Origin of the sequence: Auritidibacter sp. NML130574 (genome assembly GCF_003185725.2) — a bacterium.
Taxonomy (GTDB): domain Bacteria; phylum Actinomycetota; class Actinomycetes; order Actinomycetales; family Micrococcaceae; genus Auritidibacter; species Auritidibacter ignavus.
Genome location: NZ_CP031746.1, coordinates 327,936 through 346,092, shown reverse-complemented (window position 1 = coordinate 346,092; position 18,157 = coordinate 327,936). Strand labels below are relative to the sequence as shown.

Genomic DNA, 18,157 nt, shown 5'->3' with positions numbered 1-18,157 from the left:
GTACCAGGATCCTAGCCTTCGTGCTCGCCCAGCGCTTCAAGTCGCTCGGCCTCATCCATATCGATGCAGGACTGCACGACGGGCCCCAGATCACCTTCGAGGACCTTGTCGAGGTTATTGGCTTTATAACCGGTCCGGTGATCGGCGATGCGGTTCTCGGGGAAGTTGTAGGTCCGAATCCGCTCCGAGCGGTCCATAGTTCGCACCTGGGAAGCCCGGGTCTCGGCTTCTGCCGCAGCCAGTTCTTCTTGCTGGTAGGCCAGCAGCCGGGAGCGCAACACGCGCATGGCAGCTTCACGGTTCTGGATTTGAGACTTCTCGTTTTGCATCGAGACCACGATGCCGGTGGGTAGGTGGGTGATACGTACCGCCGAATCTGTGGTATTCACAGACTGACCACCCGGACCGGAGGAACGATACACATCGATCTTCAGGTCGTTCTGGTTGATCTCAATCTCTTCGGGCTCATCAACCTCGGGGAACACCAGCACACCGGCAGCGGAGGTGTGAATCCGGCCCTGGGATTCGGTGACCGGCACACGTTGCACACGGTGGACTCCGCCTTCAAACTTCAGGTGTGCAAAGACACCTTCGGCTGGATCGTTGGAGTTACCGCGTACCCCCAGGTGAACGTCTTTATACCCGCCGAGATCCGATTCGGTCGCGGAGATGATCTCGGTTTTCCACCCCTTATGTTCGGCGTACTTGATGTACATACGGGTCAGGTCAGCCGCAAACAGTGCGGCTTCTTCACCGCCTTCACCGCCTTTAATCTCCAAAATCACGTCACGGGCGTCATCGGGGTCACGCGGGATCAGCAGTCGGCGCAGACGTTCGGCCGCGGTATCGACCTGCTCTTGTAAGATCGGGACCTCAGCGGCAAAGTCTTCGTCCTCCGCTGCCAGTTCTTGAGCATCGCAGAGATCGTCTTGCAACGTCGACCAGGTACGATAAGCGCCCACAATTCCGTTAAGTTCGGCATATCGCCGGCCCAGCTTCCGGGATTTCCCAGGGTCGGAGTGCACATCCGGGTCTGCCAGGGCCTCGGTGACCTCTTGGTGTTCTTCCAGCAGGTGCTGCACGGATTCAAACATGATGAACTTTCTGTTGAACAGATGACTGTGGACGGGCAGGGACACACTCAAGCCACCGCCGACAGCACACAACCGAAAAGGTCAGTCGGTTCACTGCGCTGTGCGGGCGGTGGCTTGAAAAAATCGCTAAGAGTCGGACTTGCCGCCCAGAGTAGTCTTCGAGACCAACATGAGGAACTCTGCGTTGGACCCTGTTTCTTTGATCTTATTGGTGAGCAACTCGAGCGCCTGCTGGGTTTCCAAACCAGACAGCACGCGGCGTAGCTTCCACATAATCTTGATCTCTTCCGGCGAGAGGAGGTTCTCTTCGCGGCGAGTACCCGAAGCACTGACATCCACAGCCGGGAAGATCCGGCGCTCAGACAGCTCGCGCGAGAGACGCAGTTCCATATTGCCGGTGCCCTTGAATTCTTCGAAGATCACTTCGTCCATCCGCGAGCCGGTTTCTACCAGGGCAGTGGCCAAAATGGTCAGCGAACCACCGTTTTCAATATTGCGGGCAGCCCCGAAGAACTTCTTCGGCGGGTAAAGCGCAGCTGAGTCCACACCACCGGACAGGATGCGTCCGGATGCCGGGGTGGCCAGGTTGTAGGCGCGACCCAGACGAGTCATCGAGTCCAACAGCACCACCACGTCTTTGCCCAGCTCCACCATGCGCTTGGCCCGTTCGATCGCTAATTCAGCGACGGTGGTGTGGTCGTCGGCAGGACGATCGAAGGTCGAGGCGATGACTTCGCCATCAATCGAGCGTTCCATGTCGGTAACTTCTTCGGGACGTTCATCCACCAGCACCATCATCAGCTTCACATCGGGATTGTTTTCCTTAATGGCGTTGGCAATCGATTGCAGCATCACAGTCTTGCCGGCCTTGGGCGGAGACACAATCAAACCGCGCTGGCCCTTACCGATCGGAGCTACCAGGTCTACGATACGCGGGCCGATCTTCTTCGGATCCGTCTCCAGCCGCAACCGCTCGTTCGGGTACAGCGGAACGAGCTTGTTGAACTCAACGCGCTCCGGGTTCTCCACGGCGGGCTGACCATTCACGTAGTCGATCCTGACCAGTGCATTGAACTTCTGACGGTTCTTGTGCTTACCCCGTCCGCCACGACCACCGCCGTGGTGCTGCTGGTCGTTATCCTGGCCGGGCTGGCGAATCGCACCGCGGACAGCGTCACCTTTGCGCAAGCCGTATTTCTTCACAAACGACAGCGAGACATAGATGTCCTTCGGGCCCGGCAAATATCCCGAGGTCCTGACGAAGGCGTAGTTGTCGAGAACGTCCAAGATACCGGCAATGGGAAGCAAGACCTCATCGTCACGCACGTCTTGCTGCTCATCGCGGTTTTGCTGGCGACGATCATTGTTGCTCTTGCGCTTATTGCGGTTATTGCGGTCCCGGTTCCGAGAACGACGTTGGCGATTGTTCTGAGAATCATCACCGTTGTTGTCATCCTGGTCCGAGCTCTGGTCCCGGTCCTCACGCTGGTGACGCTGGCCCTTCTTCCGGTCCCGGTCTTCGCCGTTGTCCTCGGAGGAATCGCGGTCGTCGCCGTCTTTGCGGTCCTGACGCTTCTCGTCGTCATCGCGATTGTTCCCGCGACGGTGTGTGCGCTCGCGCCGGCCTGACTGGTCAGACTCGTCGGACTGCTCCGACGCATCGGACTGATCTGTCGAGGGCTCCTCGGAAGAGGTGTCACCGTGGGTAGGGTCACCCGCTGTTGCGTTAGCGCGCCGGGACCGTGAGCGTCTCGGCCGGCGTTGTGAGTCTTTGTTCTCCGCGTGCTCCGAGTCCTCATGCTGTGCGGGCCCCTCGGCGCCCTGGGACGAGCCCTTCTCCGGTGATTCCTGCGTCTGGTCGCCGGACTGTTCGGTCTGGTCGTCCTTGGAACGTGGCTGAGTGCTCGGAGCAGCCACTCCCCCACGTTGGTGCTCAGAGATCGCTTCGACCAGAGCGGCCTTGCGCATCCGGGAGCCGCCCGTGATGCCTAATTGGGAAGCGAGAGCCTGGAGTTGGGCCAATTTCAGAGAAGCTAAACCGTTAGCGTTCCCAGCAGTGTTGGAGTCTTGCTGGGATTGGGTATCGATGGTTTCGGTCACGAAGGTAATCCTTCTCCCTCGTCAGGCGGGAACTGTGTGTTCGTCCGCATCTTTTTTGCGTTGGTCTATGAGCCTTTAGCGCCTCAATATGCTCGGTGCCCAGACATCTTCAATTCTGGATTACACCGACAGCCAGGACTCTTGTCTAGCGACCGCGTCGTAGCCATTCTGTGCACGTGCTCCGCACGCAGGACAGTCGCCACGGCGAATGCCATCGCAGTGGTATTGCACAGTGACCATGACATGACTCGTTCGGCCGTTTTCATGCACTGAACAAAGAGCCCTCGGTTGAGGAGAAATCCGCGAACCGTATTGTGTCATGGGCTACGCAATCCGTCGACACAGACTGTCGTGTCACGGCAACCCATCACGGGCGGACTATCTCCAGTTTAGCACCTTCGAGATTTACTGCCAGAATGTGGAGATCCCAGTGTCGACGCTGGGGCGCTACCGTCTCTTCCAGCGCCGCGTAAGCTCGTCGGGCTTCCTCCGGGCAGGCAGTCAACACCATCACGGTCGGACCGGCACCAGATACGACCGCAGCGAAGCCGTGGGCGCGCATCACACGGACCACGTTAAGGGTATGTGGCATTGCCGCGAATCGATATTCCTGGTGCAGGTAATCGCGTGTGGCGACATAGAGCAGACTGGGGTCGGTCGTGATCGCTGGAGCTAACAGCGCGGCGCTGGCAGCATTTGCAGCCGCTTCAGCGTGAGGCACGGCCTCAGGAAGAAGTTCGCGAGCCGTGGCAGTGCCCACCGGTTTGTCCGGAATGGCCACCACGGGAGTCAATTCTGGGGCCGGTTCGAACCGAGCAGTATGGAACTGGGCATGGGTTGACCAGGACAGGGTCAGCCCACCAAACAGGGCCGGAGCCACGTTGTCAGGGTGGCCTTCTAGCTCCGCGGCCCACTGCAACAGCTCGTCGTGGGTACGCTGGGCGTGTCGGGGCAGAAGCCCCTGCGCCCCGAGAACAGCCGCCACGTGAGCGGCTGCTGACGAGCCGAGCCCACGAGAATGCGGGATGCGATTGATCGCCCGGACCTTCAACCCGGGTACTGTCCAGCCGATCGAGGCCAGCAACTCACGGATGGTAGAGATTATCAAGTGCCGGGAATCGGTCGGCAAGTAGTCCTGGCCATAGCCGGTGATCTCCACGCAGTACCCGGCCTCAGTCGAGATGATCTCAACTTCGTCGAACAGTTGTACCGCCAGACCGGCGGCATCGAAACCGGGGCCGAGATTCGCCGAGGTGGCAGGGACCGAAACCCTAACGGTGATACCGGCCGGTACCCGGTCCGGGGGGCGTTGCGTAGCAGGAGTTGCGCTACCCATGGGACTAGTCACCTTCCACCCGCATCGTGGCCAAGACAGCGTCAACAACGTCGAGTTCTTCAACGGCACTGACCGTCTGCGACAGATCGGATTCCCGGGCCTGGTGAGTGATGAACCGCAGTAAGGCACGCTGTTTGCCCACGGCGGCAGCCTCCTCATCTGGGGACTGGTTCATGGATTTAATGGACAACCCACGCTCGGCAAAGACGCCAGCGACTTGAGACAGCACACCGGGAACATCCGCGGTCCGCAGTACCACCATGTAGCGGGTGATGGAATCGCCCACGCCGAGTGCTTTCAGACGCCCCGTGGTGGTGTGTGGTCGGCCGGGTCCACCGCGCAGAATGCGACGGGCAATAGAGACCGTATCGCCCATCACGGCCGAGGCAGTGGGGGCTCCCCCGGCACCGGGTCCGTAGAACATCAGCTCGCCAGCGTTCTCTGCTTCCACGAATACTGCGTTGTAGGCCCCGCGCACCGTGGCCAGCGGGTGCACACGTGGCAGCAAGGTGGGGTGAACCCGCAAGACCACACCGGGTTCTTGGTCATCGGCGGTCTGCACCAGCTCGATAATCGCCAACATCTTGATCACATAACCGGCTTCCGCGGCCATCTGGTGATCGCGGTCAGTAATGTTGGTCATTCCCTGGCAGTAGACCTGTTCCAGGGTGAACGGGGTACTAAAAGCCAGGTGAGCCAGGACCGCGGCTTTAGCTGCGGCGTCGGCGCCACCCACGTCTGCGGTGGGGTCTGCTTCGGCATAACCGAGCCGTTGCGCCTCGGCCAAGGCGTCGTAGAAGTTCGCACCGGTACTATCCATCTGGTCCATGATGTAGTTCGTGGTGCCGTTGACGATTCCCATGATGCGGGTGATACGGTCGCCAGATAACGAGTCACGCACCGGACGCAAAATGGGGATGGCCCCAGCCACTGAGGCTTCAAAAGACAGCTGTACTCCGGCATCGGCGGCTGCTTGATAGAGCTCGTGCCCGTGGGTAGCCAATAATGCTTTGTTACCGGTGACTACCGAGGCCCCGGAGTCGAATGCCGTGAGGATAAGGTCGCGAGCCGGGGCGATGCCACCCATGAGTTCAATGACGATGTCGGCATCACGTACCAGGGACTTGGCATCGGTGGTGTAGCACTCGGCTGGTAGCTGGTAGTCGCGTTCGGCTTCAGGGTTGCGCACCGCCACGCCGGTCAACCGTAGCGACACACCTACCCGTTCGGTCATCAGCTCAGAGTCTTCTACCAAAATGCGGGCTACCTGTGACCCGACGGTGCCGCCACCTAACAAAGCGACTTTGAGTTCTTGTACAGCGGGCTTGCCGGTCATATTCCTCCGAGCTCGTTCGTAGTTGTCGACAATTTGTGTTGTCTTGGACTGGGACCCAAGACAACGTCATGGGGCTTAGACTTCGCGGGCGAAGAGGTCCTGGTCAGTTTCTCGACGAATAATCAGACGGGCCGATCCTCCGGAGATGGCCACCACCGCAGGGCGCAGTAATGCGTTGTAGTTGGAACTCATCACGTGACAGTACGCGCCGGTAGCCGGCACGAGTACCAGGTCCTGATCGTCGAGGTCCTCAGGCTGGTAGGTGTCTCGCACTACAATATCGCCCGATTCGCAGTGTTTGCCAACTATTCGGGTCAGTACCGGATCGGCCTGAGAGACCCGGGAGGCCAGGGTGGCCGAGTAGTCGGCGTCATACAGCACCGGACGCGGGTTATCGGACATCCCGCCGTCAACGGCGACGTAACGACGTGGGACGGGCTGGTCGGCCCCGGTGGGGTCATCAACCCACACGGTTTTGGTGGTACCCACCCGGTAGAGGGTGGAGCCGGCCGGGCCGGAGATCGCACGACCGGGTTCGATCGAGATCCGAGGACAGTCAATGGTGAGTGACTGGAGCGTAGCGCGGATCCCTTCAGCCAGTGAGTCGGCGATATCTTCAGGGGCTCGGGGACGATCAGCTTCGGTGTAGGCAATGCCGTAGCCACCTCCGAGGTCCAGCTCGGCGGTGGTGATCCCGTGCTGGGTTTGCAGGGCCGCAATAAAGTTCAGCATCCTGTCGGCAGCGGCGGTAAAACCATCGGCTTCAAAAATTTGTGATCCGATGTGTGAGTGCAACCCCAAGTACCTCAAGTGGGGATGTTCCGCCACGGCCAGCACCGCTTGTTCGGCCGCGGAACGTTCCTCTCCCGGAGCCGGAATCATACTCAGACCAAATTTTTGGTCCTCGTGAGCGGTGGCGATATAGCTGTGGGTTGAGGCATGAACCCCGGTGGTCAAACGCAACATGACCGGTGCGCTCACACCGGCTGATTCGGCCAGCGCGGCCAAGCGGTATATCTCGGATAAGGAATCCACCACGATCCGCCCCACCCCGGTTTGCAAGGCCCGGGTGAGTTCCTGATCGGATTTGTTATTGCCGTGCAGGCCGATCTTGGCCGGATCAAACCCGGCCCGTAGCGCGATCGCAAGCTCACCGCCAGAGGCCACATCCATGTTTAAGCCTTCCTCGGCCACCCAGCGGGCGACCTGGACGGTGAGCAAAGACTTGGAGGCGTAGTAGACATCTACCCCGCCACACAAGGAGTCGAAGGCGCGATTAAATCCTTCAACGAAACCTCGGGCCCTAGCGCGAAAATCATCCTCATCAACCACCAACAACGGCGTGCCGTACGTGGCGGCCAGCTCGGAGACCGGCACGGTGCCGATGGTGACCTCCCCGGAAACCTGACGGGTGGTACCGTTCGAATACATCACGGGATTGAGATACGACGTGTCGCTGGGGTAACTCAACCAAGACGGTGCCAACGGTGATTCAGTCATCGGGGTTCTCTTTCGCGCGGTGATCGGTGGTTACATTTTCTCTGGAGCCGACACGCCCAGCAGGTCCAGGCCGTTGGCCAAGACCTGACTGGTGGCATCATTGAGCCACAACCGGGCAATATTGACCGGTTGTGCTGCCGGGACGGACCCGTCTTCATCTGGAGCCGGCACGATCCGGCACGCCCCATACCAGGAGTGATAGGCACCGGCAAGATTCTCCAGGTACCGTGCCACCCGGTGAGGCTGGCGTACGGCCGCGGCGTGTCCAACGACCGCGGGGAACTCACCGAGCTGAGCCAACAGTGCGGTTTCGGTCGGGTCGGTCAGGGTACCGGCATCAAAGGGTAGCGCATCACGAGTGATGCCGTGAGCTTCAGCGGTCCGGGCCGCCGAACGAGACCGGGCGTGTGCGTATTGGACGTAGAAGACCGGGTTGTCGTTGGTGCGCGAGCGCAACAGGTCTGGATCAATAGTGATCGGCGAATCGGCTGGATACCGTGCCAGGTCGTAGCGCAATGCATCACGTCCCAGCCACTCCACCAGGTCCTTGAGTTCGATGATGTTGCCGGCGCGTTTGGACAGCTTCGCCCCGTTGACCGAGATCAGCTGGCCAATCAAGATTTCAATATGGTGCCGTGGGTTGTCTCCAGCGCAAGCGGCAATGGCCTTCAGTCGCGAGACATAACCGTGGTGGTCGGCCCCGAGCAAATAGATTTTCTGTTCGAATCCGCGCTCTTTCTTCGACAAATAATAGGCGGCATCGGCTGCAAAGTAGGTGGGCTCTCCATTGGCGCGAATCAGCACGCGGTCTTTATCGTCGCCGAAGTCGGTGGTGCGTAACCAGACCGCGCCCTGGTGGTCATCAACTTCGTTCTGATCCCGCAGGTGCTGGACTGCCGAGTCGATGGCGCCAGCATCGTGCAGGGACTGTTCGGAGAACCAGACGTCGAAGTGGACCCCGAAGGACTCTAGGGTGTCTTGAATGTCCTGTAACTGCAACCGATAGGCCCGGCGACGTAGCTCCGGTAACACCTCGTCGTGGTCTTGTTCTGCCAACTCGGGTGCCTCGGCCACAATGTGGCGGGCAATGTCGGTGACATATGCACCGGGGTAACCACCGTCAGGCACCGGCTGGTCGTGGATCCGGGCATAGACCGAGTCCGCGAACGTATTCATCTGGTTGCCGGCGTCGTTGATGTAATACTCGTTGGTCACCTCAGCGCCGCTGGCCCGTAGCAGTCGCGAGATGGCATCCCCTAACGCCGCCCAGCGGGTGTGACCGATATGCAACGGGCCGGTGGGGTTAGCCGAGACAAACTCGAGGTTAATGACCTGGCCTGCCAAGGAGTCGTTACGACCAAACTCAGCACCGGCTTGGACAATACTGTGCGCCAGCTGTCCGGCCGCGGCTGCCTCCACCACAATGTTCAGAAACCCAGGACCGGCGACCTCTGCAGCGGAAATTCCCGACTCCTCCTGCAAGCGTGTGCGCAGGATTTCGGCCAGCTCCCGGGGAGCCATCCCGGCCTTTTTTCCTAATTGCATCGCCAGGTTCGATGCCCAGTCTCCGTGTTCACGGTGACGGGGGCGTTCAACTTTCACCGGCTGCGGAATCAGCTGCGGATCAAGATCGATCTCACCGGCCGCAATGGCTTGGTGCAATACGGACGAAAGGGTTGCTGAGAGTTCTTCTGGGGTCACCCCTCATAGTGTAGTGGTTTCGAGATCTGAGTCAGAATAGGGTACAGTATTCACGTCCGATGATCACTGGCGATGGCCCCTATCATCTGGCCCCGCCTCCGTAGCTCAGGGGATAGAGCGTCTGCCTCCGGAGCAGAAGGTCGTAGGTTCGAATCCTATCGGGGGTACCACCGCCTACATCCCGATATCTGGAATCGGGGATGTAGGCATTTTTTTATGCCCGCCTTTCTGCCCACCCGCGATCGTCGAAAGTGAGATCACCAACTACGATGACGCCGTTCACTTCTTCGTCCTCCACGGGCGATGCCCTGTTGCCTCCAGCGCGCATCACCTATCCGGAACATCTTCCGGTGAGCTCCCAGCGACAACAGATCATGAACGCGGTGGCCGGTCACCAGGTGGTGATCGTCGCCGGCGAAACCGGGTCCGGTAAGACCACCCAGCTACCAAAGATGTGCCTGGAGCTGGGGCTGGACCAGCACGGGATGATTGGGCACACCCAGCCACGTCGTATTGCCGCCCGGTCAGTGGCCGAACGCATCGCCGAGGAGCTGAATGAAACCGTTGGTGAACACGTGGGCTACCAGGTGCGATTCACCTCTGAGGTGTCAGCTGAGACATCAGTCAAGGTCATGACCGACGGCATTTTGCTGGCCGAAATTCAGCACGATCCGCTCTTGCGCCGCTACTCAATGCTGATCATCGACGAAGCTCACGAACGATCGCTCAATATTGATTTCTTACTGGGCTACCTCAAGAAGATCCTGCCTCAACGCCAGGATCTCAAGGTGATCATCACCTCAGCGACCATCGATGTGGAGTCCTTTGCCGAACATTTCTCCACGCCCACCGGTGCAGCGGCCCCCATTATTGAAGTCTCGGGCAGAACCTATCCGGTAGAGATCCGCTACCGGCCACTGACCGATCCACGCATCGCCGATGATCCCGACGATGACGCCGATGATGCCGAGGACGCCCGGGACCCGTTGGGCGCGGTGGCCGATGCGGTGCTCGAGCTGGGTACCGACCACGGTGGGGATACCCTGGTGTTCTTTCCCGGAGAACGTGAGATCCGTGACGCCAAGGAAGTGATCCAGGCTGCCATTTCCTCGCATCCGAGGCTCAAACACGCGGACATTCTTCCCCTCTACGGGCGGTTGTCCTTAGCTGAACAGCAACGCGTCTTCCGGCGCAGTTCCACCTCGGCTCCGCGGATTGTCTTGGCGACCAACGTGGCCGAAACCTCGCTGACGGTCCCGGGCATCACGGCCGTCATCGATACCGGTACTGCCCGCATCTCACGGTACTCCCAGCGCACGAAGGTGCAACGGCTGCCGGTCGAGCGCATTTCCCAGGCGTCCGCGAACCAGCGGGCCGGACGTGCCGGGCGCACCAGCCCCGGGGTGGCCATCCGCTTGTACTCCGAGGAAGATTTCAACCAGCGCCCTGAATTTACCGACCCGGAGATTCTGCGAACCTCGCTGGCCTCGGTGATCCTGGACATGTTAGCCGCCGGCGTAGCCACAACCCCCACCGATCTGGAAGAGTTCCCCTTCCTGCAACCGCCCGAGCACCGCCAAATTACCGACGGTATTCAGCAATTGCTGGAGCTCGGTGCGTTGAACTCCGGTGCACCGGTGGAGGTCACCGACCGCTCCGGCACGAAGCGCACCCGCACCTTTACCCGTGGCACCATCACGCCCCTAGGCCGTCGCCTAGCGCAATTACCCATTGACCCGCGTCTGGGGCGGATGATTCTGGCAGCCGACGAGCATAAGGTAGCCCGCGAAGTCATGGTGCTGGCTGCCGGGATGACCATCCAAGACCCCCGCGAGCGCCCAGCCGACCAACGAGATGCCGCCGATCAGGCCCACGCGCGCTTCACCGATGAGAATTCCGATTTTTCGGCGATGCTAAATCTGTGGGTGTATTTACGCTCCCAACAAAAACAGCTCTCGGGCAATCAGTTCCGGAAGATGTGTCGTCGAGAATTCATCAACTACCTACGCGTACGTGAATGGCAGGATCTGGTTCAGCAGTTGCGAGAAATGGCGCACCGGGTGGGCTTGAAAGTCTCGGCCGGACCGGTCGATCCGGTCGGCACCCATGAGGCAGTCCACCAGGCGGTGCTGACCGGGTTACTCAGTCAGATCGGCACCTATCAGCAACGCACGAAAGAATATCTTGGTGCTCGTAACACCAAATTTCGGATCTTCCCCGGGTCCGGACTGTTCACAAAGCGCCACGACTATGTCATGGCTGCCGAACTGGTGGAAACCTCCCGGCTCTGGGCACGCCAGGTGGCCAAAGTCGAGCCCGAGTGGATCGAAGAGATTGCTGGACCGTTGGCAAAATCCAGCGTCTCGGACCCCTATTGGTCCACCCGTCAGGGCTCGGCGATGGCCCGGGAAAGGGTCACCGTCTATGGTGTGCCGGTGGCCGTCGACCGTCCGATCAAGTACTACCGGGTCAACCGTGAACTGGCTCGTGAGATGTTTATCCGCCACGCGCTGGTGGACGGTGACTGGCACACCCGGCACCGGTTCTTTGCGCGCAACCGGGAGCGGATGGCCGAGGTCGACCAGTTGCAGACCCGACATCGTCGCCACGATCTGAAAGTCTCCGATGAGGACCTCTTCGCCTTCTACGACGCCCGAATCCCAGCCTCGGTGGTCTCCGCCCGGCACTTTGACCGCTGGTGGAAAAAAGCACGTCGCACAGATGAATACCAGCTCGATATCGCGGTCGAGGACCTGATCCGCGTCGAGCCCGAGCAACTGGATCCCGCACAATACCCCTCGGTATTGATTCACCCCACCGAGCACGGTGAACTCGAGCTCCCACTGGACTACACTTTTGCCCCGACGACGCTGGCGCAGACCCGTCGCGAGAACAACTCCGCCGGCACGCCACCGCCAACTGACGGCGTGACGGTGACCATCGCGGTCGAAATCTTGCACCGGATGAACCCCGACCGTTTCGCTTGTCTGATTCCCGGGCTACGCGAAGAGCTGATTACGGCACTGATCAAAAACGTGCCGAAGGCCTTACGCAAGCAGTTGGTTCCCGCCCCAGATACCGCACGTCGGGCGCTGGCCATACTCCACCGCGACTACGACCCGCTCACCGATGACTTCTACGATGCCCTCTCGGCGGTCTTACTGGATGTCAAGCACGTCAAGGTGCCCCGGGACCAGTGGCGCCCCGAGGCACTGCCCGAACATTTGCGGATGACGTTCTCCGTGGTGGATCACCGTGGCGCGGTCATCGGGGTCGGTGAAGACCTCGGGCAGTTGCAACGAGACCTGGCCGGCGAAAACCGCACCGCCCTGGCCGAATCACTGACCCGCGCGGCTCAGGCTCAAGGCGTGGACCTCGCTCAGACCACTCAGCACCCCACCCCTGGCCCCGGGAAGGACACCACCCGACGGCAGCCAGCATCCAACAGCGGCAAGCAACCACCTCGACGGGACCAGGACCGGACCGTGACCGAGTCCTTCACGCCACGGCAAGGGTTGACCCGCTGGGATATCCCCGAGCTCCCCGAACAGGTGCAAACCCCGGTGGCCACCGGGTCCGGTCACCAGCTGGTGACCGGTTACCCGGCGCTATCGCCCGCTACCACTGGGGTGGGGGCTGATTTGGTGATCATGCGAACGCTGGGCGAGGCACAATCCGTGCACCGTCACGGCGTCGTAGCGTTGCTCCGGGCTGGGCTACCCGATACCCAACGCTATATTGCCGACCACCTCAGCAACGAGGAGAAGCTAACCTTCACCAGTGCCCCGCATTCGGATCTGCAAGAGATTGTCTCCGACAGTCTCACCGCGTCCATCGATGCGCTGGTTCCAGCCTCGCACAGCCAACTCCCCCGCTCAGCCCAGCAGTTTGAGCAATTGCACGAGCAGGTTCGCGCCGAGGTGATAGACCAAAACTTTCGGGTCACCGCGGTAGTCTCCGAGGCGCTGCACGCAGCTCGCCACGTACGCCGTGATGCCAAGACACTTAAGTCCTTGACCATGGCGCCGGTGCTGACCGATATCCGCGCGCAACTAGATGAGTTACTGGGCGAGCATTTCGTGGCGAAAACCGGGTGGCGCCAGCTACGGCACCTACCCCGCTATATCCAGGCCATCACTGTCCGGATTGAGAAATTGCAGAATTCAGCCCACGGTCTCCAGGCCGACGCGGCGTCGATGCAAGTCATTCACGATCTCGAGCAGGCCTACCAGCGCCGGGTGGATGACTATGCACAGGCCGGGTTCATTCCCGTTGAGCTCAGCCAGGTGTTTTGGCTCCTCCAAGAGCTACGGGTGAGCTTTTTTGCCCAGCAATTGGGCACGGCCGTGTCGGTGTCGGAAAAGAAGGTCCGTGCTGCACTACGGGCCGTGCCCTCACCTTGAGGTCTGTGCCACACCCGGCATGGTGCCGGCTGTGGTCGACCCCGCTTATGCTTCGGGGATGAATTCCTGGTGGCCGGCCTCCACGAGGGCGGCACGTAGTTTCTCGGCGGCCTGGTCCATCTCGGCGGGCTCAGGGTTGTTGTCAACCTTATCGAGGTCGAAGTCCTCCAACGAGCTGGAGGGCCAGACGTGCAGGTGCAGGTGCGGGATCTCATAGCCGGCAATCATCAATCCGGCCCGTACCGCATTGAAGGTCTTGGGCATCACGGCGCCGATATTTTGGGCCACGGTGATCAAGTGCTGGAGCAGATCCGGATCAGCGTCGGTCCAGACATCCACTTCTTCTCGTGGCACCACGAGGGTGTGCCCGGGTGCCATAGGGCCGATGGATAAAAAGCCCACACAGCGTTCGTCTTTCCACACGAACCTGCCGGGGATTTCACCATTGATGACGCGGGTAAAAACGGTGGACATTGTCCTGACTCCTGTCTCGTGCTATCTCAACTGGCCACTGGGTCCTCAGCGCCAGACGGGCTCGAACTCTCTCATGTCCAGTCTCGTCGTTTCGGCCACGGTGTTCAAGATCACCCGGCCAGGATCAGTACGGGTGCTCACCGGTGGCAACCGGCCGATCCCCGGCGTTAATCCAGGCCGAAAACGACCCGGGGTAGAGGGCAACGTCCATGCCGGCAATATATAGAGCCAGCACTTCCGCGCTCGCGGTGACACCCGAGCCACAATAAACACCCACTGCATGTTCCGGTGCGACGCCACGGGAGGCGAAATGCTCACGGAGTTTCTGGGCAGGCAAAAAGCGCCCGGTCTCATCGGTCAGCTCAGATACGGGGGCTGAGACGGCTCCGGGGATGTGGCCGGCCACCGGATCGATGGGCTCTTCTTCACCGGTGTACCGACGGTAATCGCGGGCATCGAGCAACACGCCGTTGTCATCAGCTGCTAGTGCCTCGACTTCCTCGGTGCCAACAACCGGCATTTTGCCCCAGCTGATGTGGGCCTTACCGATCGCTGGCAGCGCTTCTCCGGCCTGCAGCGGCAGACCGGCCTCACGCCAGGCATGGAGGCCTCCATCGAGCACATAAACACGTTCCATACCCGCATAGCGGAGCAACCACCAGGCGCGGGGAGCAGAGGTCGAGGCCACATCGTCGTAGACCACCACAGTGTCGCCGTCATTGATGCCCAGCATACGCACTGCGTCCGTGAAGCGGGAAGCATCCGGTAGCGGGTGACGTCCCTCTGAGGGGGCGCCGTGCCCGGAGAGTTGCCCGGACATCGAGACGAACACAGCGCCGGGAATGTGCCCTTGTCGGTAGCGTTCATGACCTTCACCGGGTTCGGTTGCCGACCAGCGCACATCGAGAATCACCAGGTGCCCGGCCTGCGGGGCTTGGTCGGTAGCAACAAATCCTTCCGGTTGTGTTCCGGGGTCCTCTTGAACGTGTTGCTCGTCGTCGTGGCGTAACCAGTACGACAGCACCTGATCTGAGATCAGCGCGGCGGGGCGCTGTTCGGTGGCAGTATGGCCTAAAGATGTCATCGAGTCCACGCGTGTTCGCCTTCGGCTAGGAGATTCAGCTCAATGCCGTAGCGTTCAGCAAAGGCCTGAACCTGGTTGTCATAAATGGTGTGGCCGTTGTCTGACAACAGTCCGTCATGGATCGGCACCGCTTGGCGGGGCCGAACGCTAATCATGAAGTCTAAGGTATCTTCCAACGACGCCCAGGGTGCGTTAATCGGTAGGCATAGCGTATCGATCTCGACCCCGGCGGGAACAATGAAGCTATCACCGGGGTGATATACCGACCCGTTGAGCACGTAGCCGATGTTGTCGATTTGGGGGATCTGGGGGTGAATGATCTCGTGCTGGCCACCCACGGCTTGCACGTGAAAGCCAGGTAAATCTAGCTCGTCTCCGGCAGCGATCACATTAAGTCGGTGTTCGGAAATATCGCGCTTTTCGGTTGCAACGCGGTGTGAGAGTCGTTCTATCACCGTTTCGGGCGCGTAGAGCCGGACCGAATAATGCCCGGCCAGCAACTGTACGACGAGCTCATCATCAACATGATCGGGATGTTCGTGGGTGATGAAAATGGTCTCCGCTCCAGCAGCTGCGGTGATCACATCGGTGAAACCACCGGGGTCAATCACGGTGCGGTGATCGGTGCTATCCAGGCGAACACACGAGTGCCCAAACTTTGTGAGCTTCATGTCGGACTGGCGACTTTGAGCTGAAATGTCCACGCTCCTACACTAACTGTTACAGCCGTGTTTGTGCAGATGCCTGTCGAGGCACGACCCGCTGTCATTTCCCGGAATCATTCCTACTCACGGCCAATATTCACCGCCACCCTAAACCCGAGGTTGCATCGCCATGACAAATCAGCCGAAAACGCGTAATACCTGGCAGAAACAAGCCATCCAGGAGTTCCTCTCAGCAACCGACGATTTTGTTTCGGCTCAAGACATTCACCAGGGTTTATTGCGTCAAGATCAAAAAGTCTCGCTGGCGACCGTCTACCGAGTCCTCCAGGCCCAGGTTGAAGCCGGAACCGTCGATCTGCTCACCAGTGATGACGGAGAGTCCTTCTACCGTCACTGCACTAGCCCTCAACACCACCATCACGTCGTGTGCACCCGGTGCAAAGCCACCGAAGAGTTTGAGGCTCCCGAATTGGAACAAGTTGCCGACGAGACCGCACGTCGGTTCGGATATCTCCCCCAGGATCACACCTTGGAAATATTCGGGTTGTGCCCGAACTGTCAGCGCGATCAGCTCGCGGGCCGAGAAAACCTCACTAACGAATCAGTACCCGAAACTTAGCGTTAGGAGTGGTCATTCTCGTCTGCTCTTTCTTGCCCGTGGCTGTCATTATCGGTATGAGGCAACGCCACGATCCCCTGGGAACTCAGCTCTTCGGTGAGATTGGCTGTATCATGCAGGGCACCCAATCCGTAGGCCGTTTCCAGGTTCTCGCGCGTGAGTACCTCGCTGGGAATGCCACAAGCCAGCACCTTTCCTTTGAGTAGCACCACATAATCGGCCACAGCAGCCTCATCGAGATCGTGCGTCGTCATCACCACGGAATGACCGTGTTTGGTCTCTTCGTGAATCACCTGGTCGATGACTTTCATCGAGCGGACGTCCAGTCCGGTCATCGGCTCATCGAGCACGAGAATCTCATGACCTTGGGCAATCCCCTGGGCCACATACACGCGCTGACGCTGACCGCCGGACAGTTCTTCCAGATGCTTTTTCTTCAGGTGGGTGATCTCCATGACCTCCATGGCCCGGTCGACGGCAACCCGGTCCTTCGCGGTGCTCAGACCAAACCAGCCGGTCTGGGGGTAGCGCCCCATGGACACCACGTCCTTGACCGTAATTGGGGTACCGGTCGGAAAGACCACCGACTGCATCACAAAGGAGACGTGTGGTCGCATTTTCTCAGGTGAGCGGCCCATCACCGTTAGTTCACCGGCAGCCACCGGCAAAACACCGGCGATCGCCTGCAACAAGGTGGATTTACCAGACCCGTTTGGTCCTATCACCGCGGTAATGGCTCCGGCGGGTATGTGAAAACTCGACCGGTCCACGGCGACATACTGACCATAGGCCAGTTTGATGTCCCGGGCCTGGACAAGGAGTCGTTGGTTCGGCGCGGTCGAAGCGTGCGTTGTCGATGGTGAAATCATGCGTTCGGACCTTTGACGTGGGCCATGGTCGGTTGGGTGCTCGTCTGATTGGCCACCGGGTGTTGAGCTGCCAACAAAGCCGGCTCCGCCTCGGGAGCATCGGGGTCCTCGGGGCCGTACTCCGAACGCAACGCCCGGGAGCGGATCCGGCGAACGATATCTCGAATTGCTAGGACCACAAAGAACAATACGATGGGAACCATTGCCATCGTGGCAGAGGCAGCGGTGTCCGCGTGGTAGCTAATAATGAGTCCGGTAGCCACCGAGGTAACCCCAATGAGCACCGAGACCAGCATCATTTGGGGCACGCTACGGGTCAGCAATGCCGCAGTGGCTGCCGGTCCGACGAGGAGACCGAATACCAGCACCGTTCCCACCGCTTGGAAACTGCCGATCACAGCTCCGGCAATCATGATCAACAACAACCAGTGGGTCAGCTGTGGTCGCATTCCCAAGGACTTGGCTTTCAGCGGCGAGAAGCTCAACGCTAACAAGGGTCGATAAAGCATGAGGGACATCAGCACGACGACCACCAAGAATACTGACTGAGCGATAATGTCTTGGCGACTGACGCCCAAGGCATCACCAAACAGAATGGTGGTCAACGAGCCGGCGAAAGACTCGAGCGTAGAAATCATCACCACACCGAGGCCCAACATGCCGACAAATAACAACCCGATGGAGGTGTCCTCTTTCAAGCTGGTGGTGCGGTGGACCAGCTCCATTCCGGTGACCATCACCACCGCGGCAATCCCGGCCCCCAGGTAAGGTGAAAAACCGAAAATCACCGAGGCGGCAATGCCGGGAACGACGGCGTGGACGAACGCGTCGCCGAAGAAACTCATCCCGCGCAAGACCAGCCACACGCCAACCACGGCACTCATCACCGCAGCCAGCATGCCACCGATGAGAGCGCGTTGCTGGAATCCGAGCGCAAACGGGTCTAACAACCATTCCACGCCGTCGATCACCTCTC

The 18,157-nt window shown here is 59.9% G+C and carries 13 protein-coding genes and 1 tRNA gene; 3 read left to right on the top strand and 11 right to left on the bottom strand.

The features are described 5' to 3' along the window. Positions 1-11: 11 nt before the first annotated feature. The 6 genes from prfA to argS form a co-directional block, all read right to left on the bottom strand. Entirely contained in the window at positions 12-1,094 is a 1,083-nt protein-coding gene (gene prfA, locus DCC27_RS01630; RefSeq protein ID WP_110098659.1) for a peptide chain release factor 1, read from the bottom strand. Positions 1,095-1,220: 126 nt separating this feature from the next. Next, positions 1,221-3,194: a transcription termination factor Rho gene (gene rho, locus DCC27_RS01625; RefSeq protein WP_110110011.1), complete on the bottom strand. Its 1,974-nt coding sequence runs from the start codon at positions 3,192-3,194 to the stop codon at positions 1,221-1,223. Positions 3,195-3,561: 367 nt separating this feature from the next. Further along, a complete protein-coding gene (gene thrB, locus DCC27_RS01620) occupies positions 3,562-4,530 on the bottom strand; it encodes a homoserine kinase (protein WP_110110010.1) in 969 nt (322 codons plus the stop codon). Between the two features lie 4 nt (positions 4,531-4,534). Next, on the bottom strand, positions 4,535-5,866 hold the full coding sequence (locus DCC27_RS01615) for a homoserine dehydrogenase (protein WP_110098656.1): 1,332 nt from the start codon (positions 5,864-5,866) through the stop codon (positions 4,535-4,537). Positions 5,867-5,941: 75 nt separating this feature from the next. After that, entirely contained in the window at positions 5,942-7,366 is a 1,425-nt protein-coding gene (gene lysA, locus DCC27_RS01610) for a diaminopimelate decarboxylase (RefSeq protein ID WP_110110009.1), read from the bottom strand. Between the two features lie 30 nt (positions 7,367-7,396). Then, positions 7,397-9,067 (bottom strand): arginine--tRNA ligase, encoded by a 1,671-nt coding sequence (gene argS / locus DCC27_RS01605; RefSeq protein ID WP_110110008.1) that lies wholly within the window; start codon positions 9,065-9,067, stop codon positions 7,397-7,399. 94 nt (positions 9,068-9,161) lie between these two features. On the opposite strand from argS, the gene DCC27_RS01600 reads away from it, so the two are divergent. Both DCC27_RS01600 and hrpA read left to right on the top strand, forming a co-directional pair. Beyond that, positions 9,162-9,237 (top strand) — tRNA-Arg (locus DCC27_RS01600). Positions 9,238-9,336: 99 nt separating this feature from the next. Beyond that, positions 9,337-13,470, top strand: a complete 4,134-nt coding sequence (gene hrpA, locus DCC27_RS01595; RefSeq protein WP_110110007.1) for an ATP-dependent RNA helicase HrpA — start codon at positions 9,337-9,339, stop codon at positions 13,468-13,470. A 45-nt stretch (positions 13,471-13,515) separates the two neighbouring features. On the opposite strand, the gene DCC27_RS01590 is transcribed toward hrpA, so the two are convergent. From DCC27_RS01590 to DCC27_RS01580, 3 genes are all read right to left on the bottom strand, one after another. Further along, the gene (locus DCC27_RS01590; RefSeq protein WP_110098652.1) at positions 13,516-13,944 is read right to left on the bottom strand and encodes an HIT family protein; all 429 of its coding nucleotides are present in this window, start codon (positions 13,942-13,944) and stop codon (positions 13,516-13,518) included. 124 nt (positions 13,945-14,068) lie between these two features. Further along, on the bottom strand, positions 14,069-15,028 hold the full coding sequence (locus tag DCC27_RS01585) for a sulfurtransferase (protein ID WP_110110006.1): 960 nt from the start codon (positions 15,026-15,028) through the stop codon (positions 14,069-14,071). Further along, a complete protein-coding gene (locus DCC27_RS01580) occupies positions 15,025-15,699 on the bottom strand; it encodes an MBL fold metallo-hydrolase (RefSeq protein WP_110110005.1) in 675 nt (224 codons plus the stop codon). The genes DCC27_RS01585 and DCC27_RS01580 overlap by 4 nt, the downstream gene beginning before the upstream one ends. 163 nt (positions 15,700-15,862) lie before the next feature. Here DCC27_RS01580 and DCC27_RS01575 point away from each other — a divergent pair, with 163 nt between their 5' ends. Beyond that, complete coding sequence (locus tag DCC27_RS01575) at positions 15,863-16,312, top strand: Fur family transcriptional regulator (RefSeq protein WP_110100282.1); 450 nt, start codon at positions 15,863-15,865, stop codon at positions 16,310-16,312. Positions 16,313-16,314: 2 nt separating this feature from the next. Here the strand turns inward: DCC27_RS01575 and DCC27_RS01570 are convergent, their stop codons facing one another. Together DCC27_RS01570 and DCC27_RS01565 are read right to left on the bottom strand one after the other, a co-directional pair. Next, entirely contained in the window at positions 16,315-17,181 is an 867-nt protein-coding gene (locus DCC27_RS01570; protein WP_110110004.1) for a metal ABC transporter ATP-binding protein, read from the bottom strand. Further along, positions 17,178-18,140 carry a metal ABC transporter permease gene (locus tag DCC27_RS01565; protein WP_110100404.1) on the bottom strand — a complete coding sequence of 321 codons (963 nt, stop codon included), beginning with the start codon at positions 18,138-18,140 and terminating at the stop codon, positions 17,178-17,180. The genes DCC27_RS01570 and DCC27_RS01565 overlap by 4 nt, the downstream gene beginning before the upstream one ends. Positions 18,141-18,157: the final 17 nt, after the last annotated feature.

Coding starts and splice junctions, on each gene's coding strand:
- prfA (WP_110098659.1), bottom strand. CDS start 1,094: ATGTTTGAATCCGTGCAGCACCTGCTGGAAGAACACCAAGAGGTCACC.
- thrB (WP_110110010.1), bottom strand. CDS start 4,530: ATGGGTAGCGCAACTCCTGCTACGCAACGCCCCCCGGACCGGGTACCG.
- DCC27_RS01615 (WP_110098656.1), bottom strand. CDS start 5,866: ATGACCGGCAAGCCCGCTGTACAAGAACTCAAAGTCGCTTTGTTAGGT.
- lysA (WP_110110009.1), bottom strand. CDS start 7,366: ATGACTGAATCACCGTTGGCACCGTCTTGGTTGAGTTACCCCAGCGAC.
- hrpA (WP_110110007.1), top strand. CDS start 9,337: ATGACGCCGTTCACTTCTTCGTCCTCCACGGGCGATGCCCTGTTGCCT.
- DCC27_RS01590 (WP_110098652.1), bottom strand. CDS start 13,944: ATGTCCACCGTTTTTACCCGCGTCATCAATGGTGAAATCCCCGGCAGG.
- DCC27_RS01585 (WP_110110006.1), bottom strand. CDS start 15,028: ATGACATCTTTAGGCCATACTGCCACCGAACAGCGCCCCGCCGCGCTG.
- DCC27_RS01580 (WP_110110005.1), bottom strand. CDS start 15,699: ATGAAGCTCACAAAGTTTGGGCACTCGTGTGTTCGCCTGGATAGCACC.
- DCC27_RS01575 (WP_110100282.1), top strand. CDS start 15,863: ATGACAAATCAGCCGAAAACGCGTAATACCTGGCAGAAACAAGCCATC.
- DCC27_RS01570 (WP_110110004.1), bottom strand. CDS start 17,181: ATGATTTCACCATCGACAACGCACGCTTCGACCGCGCCGAACCAACGA.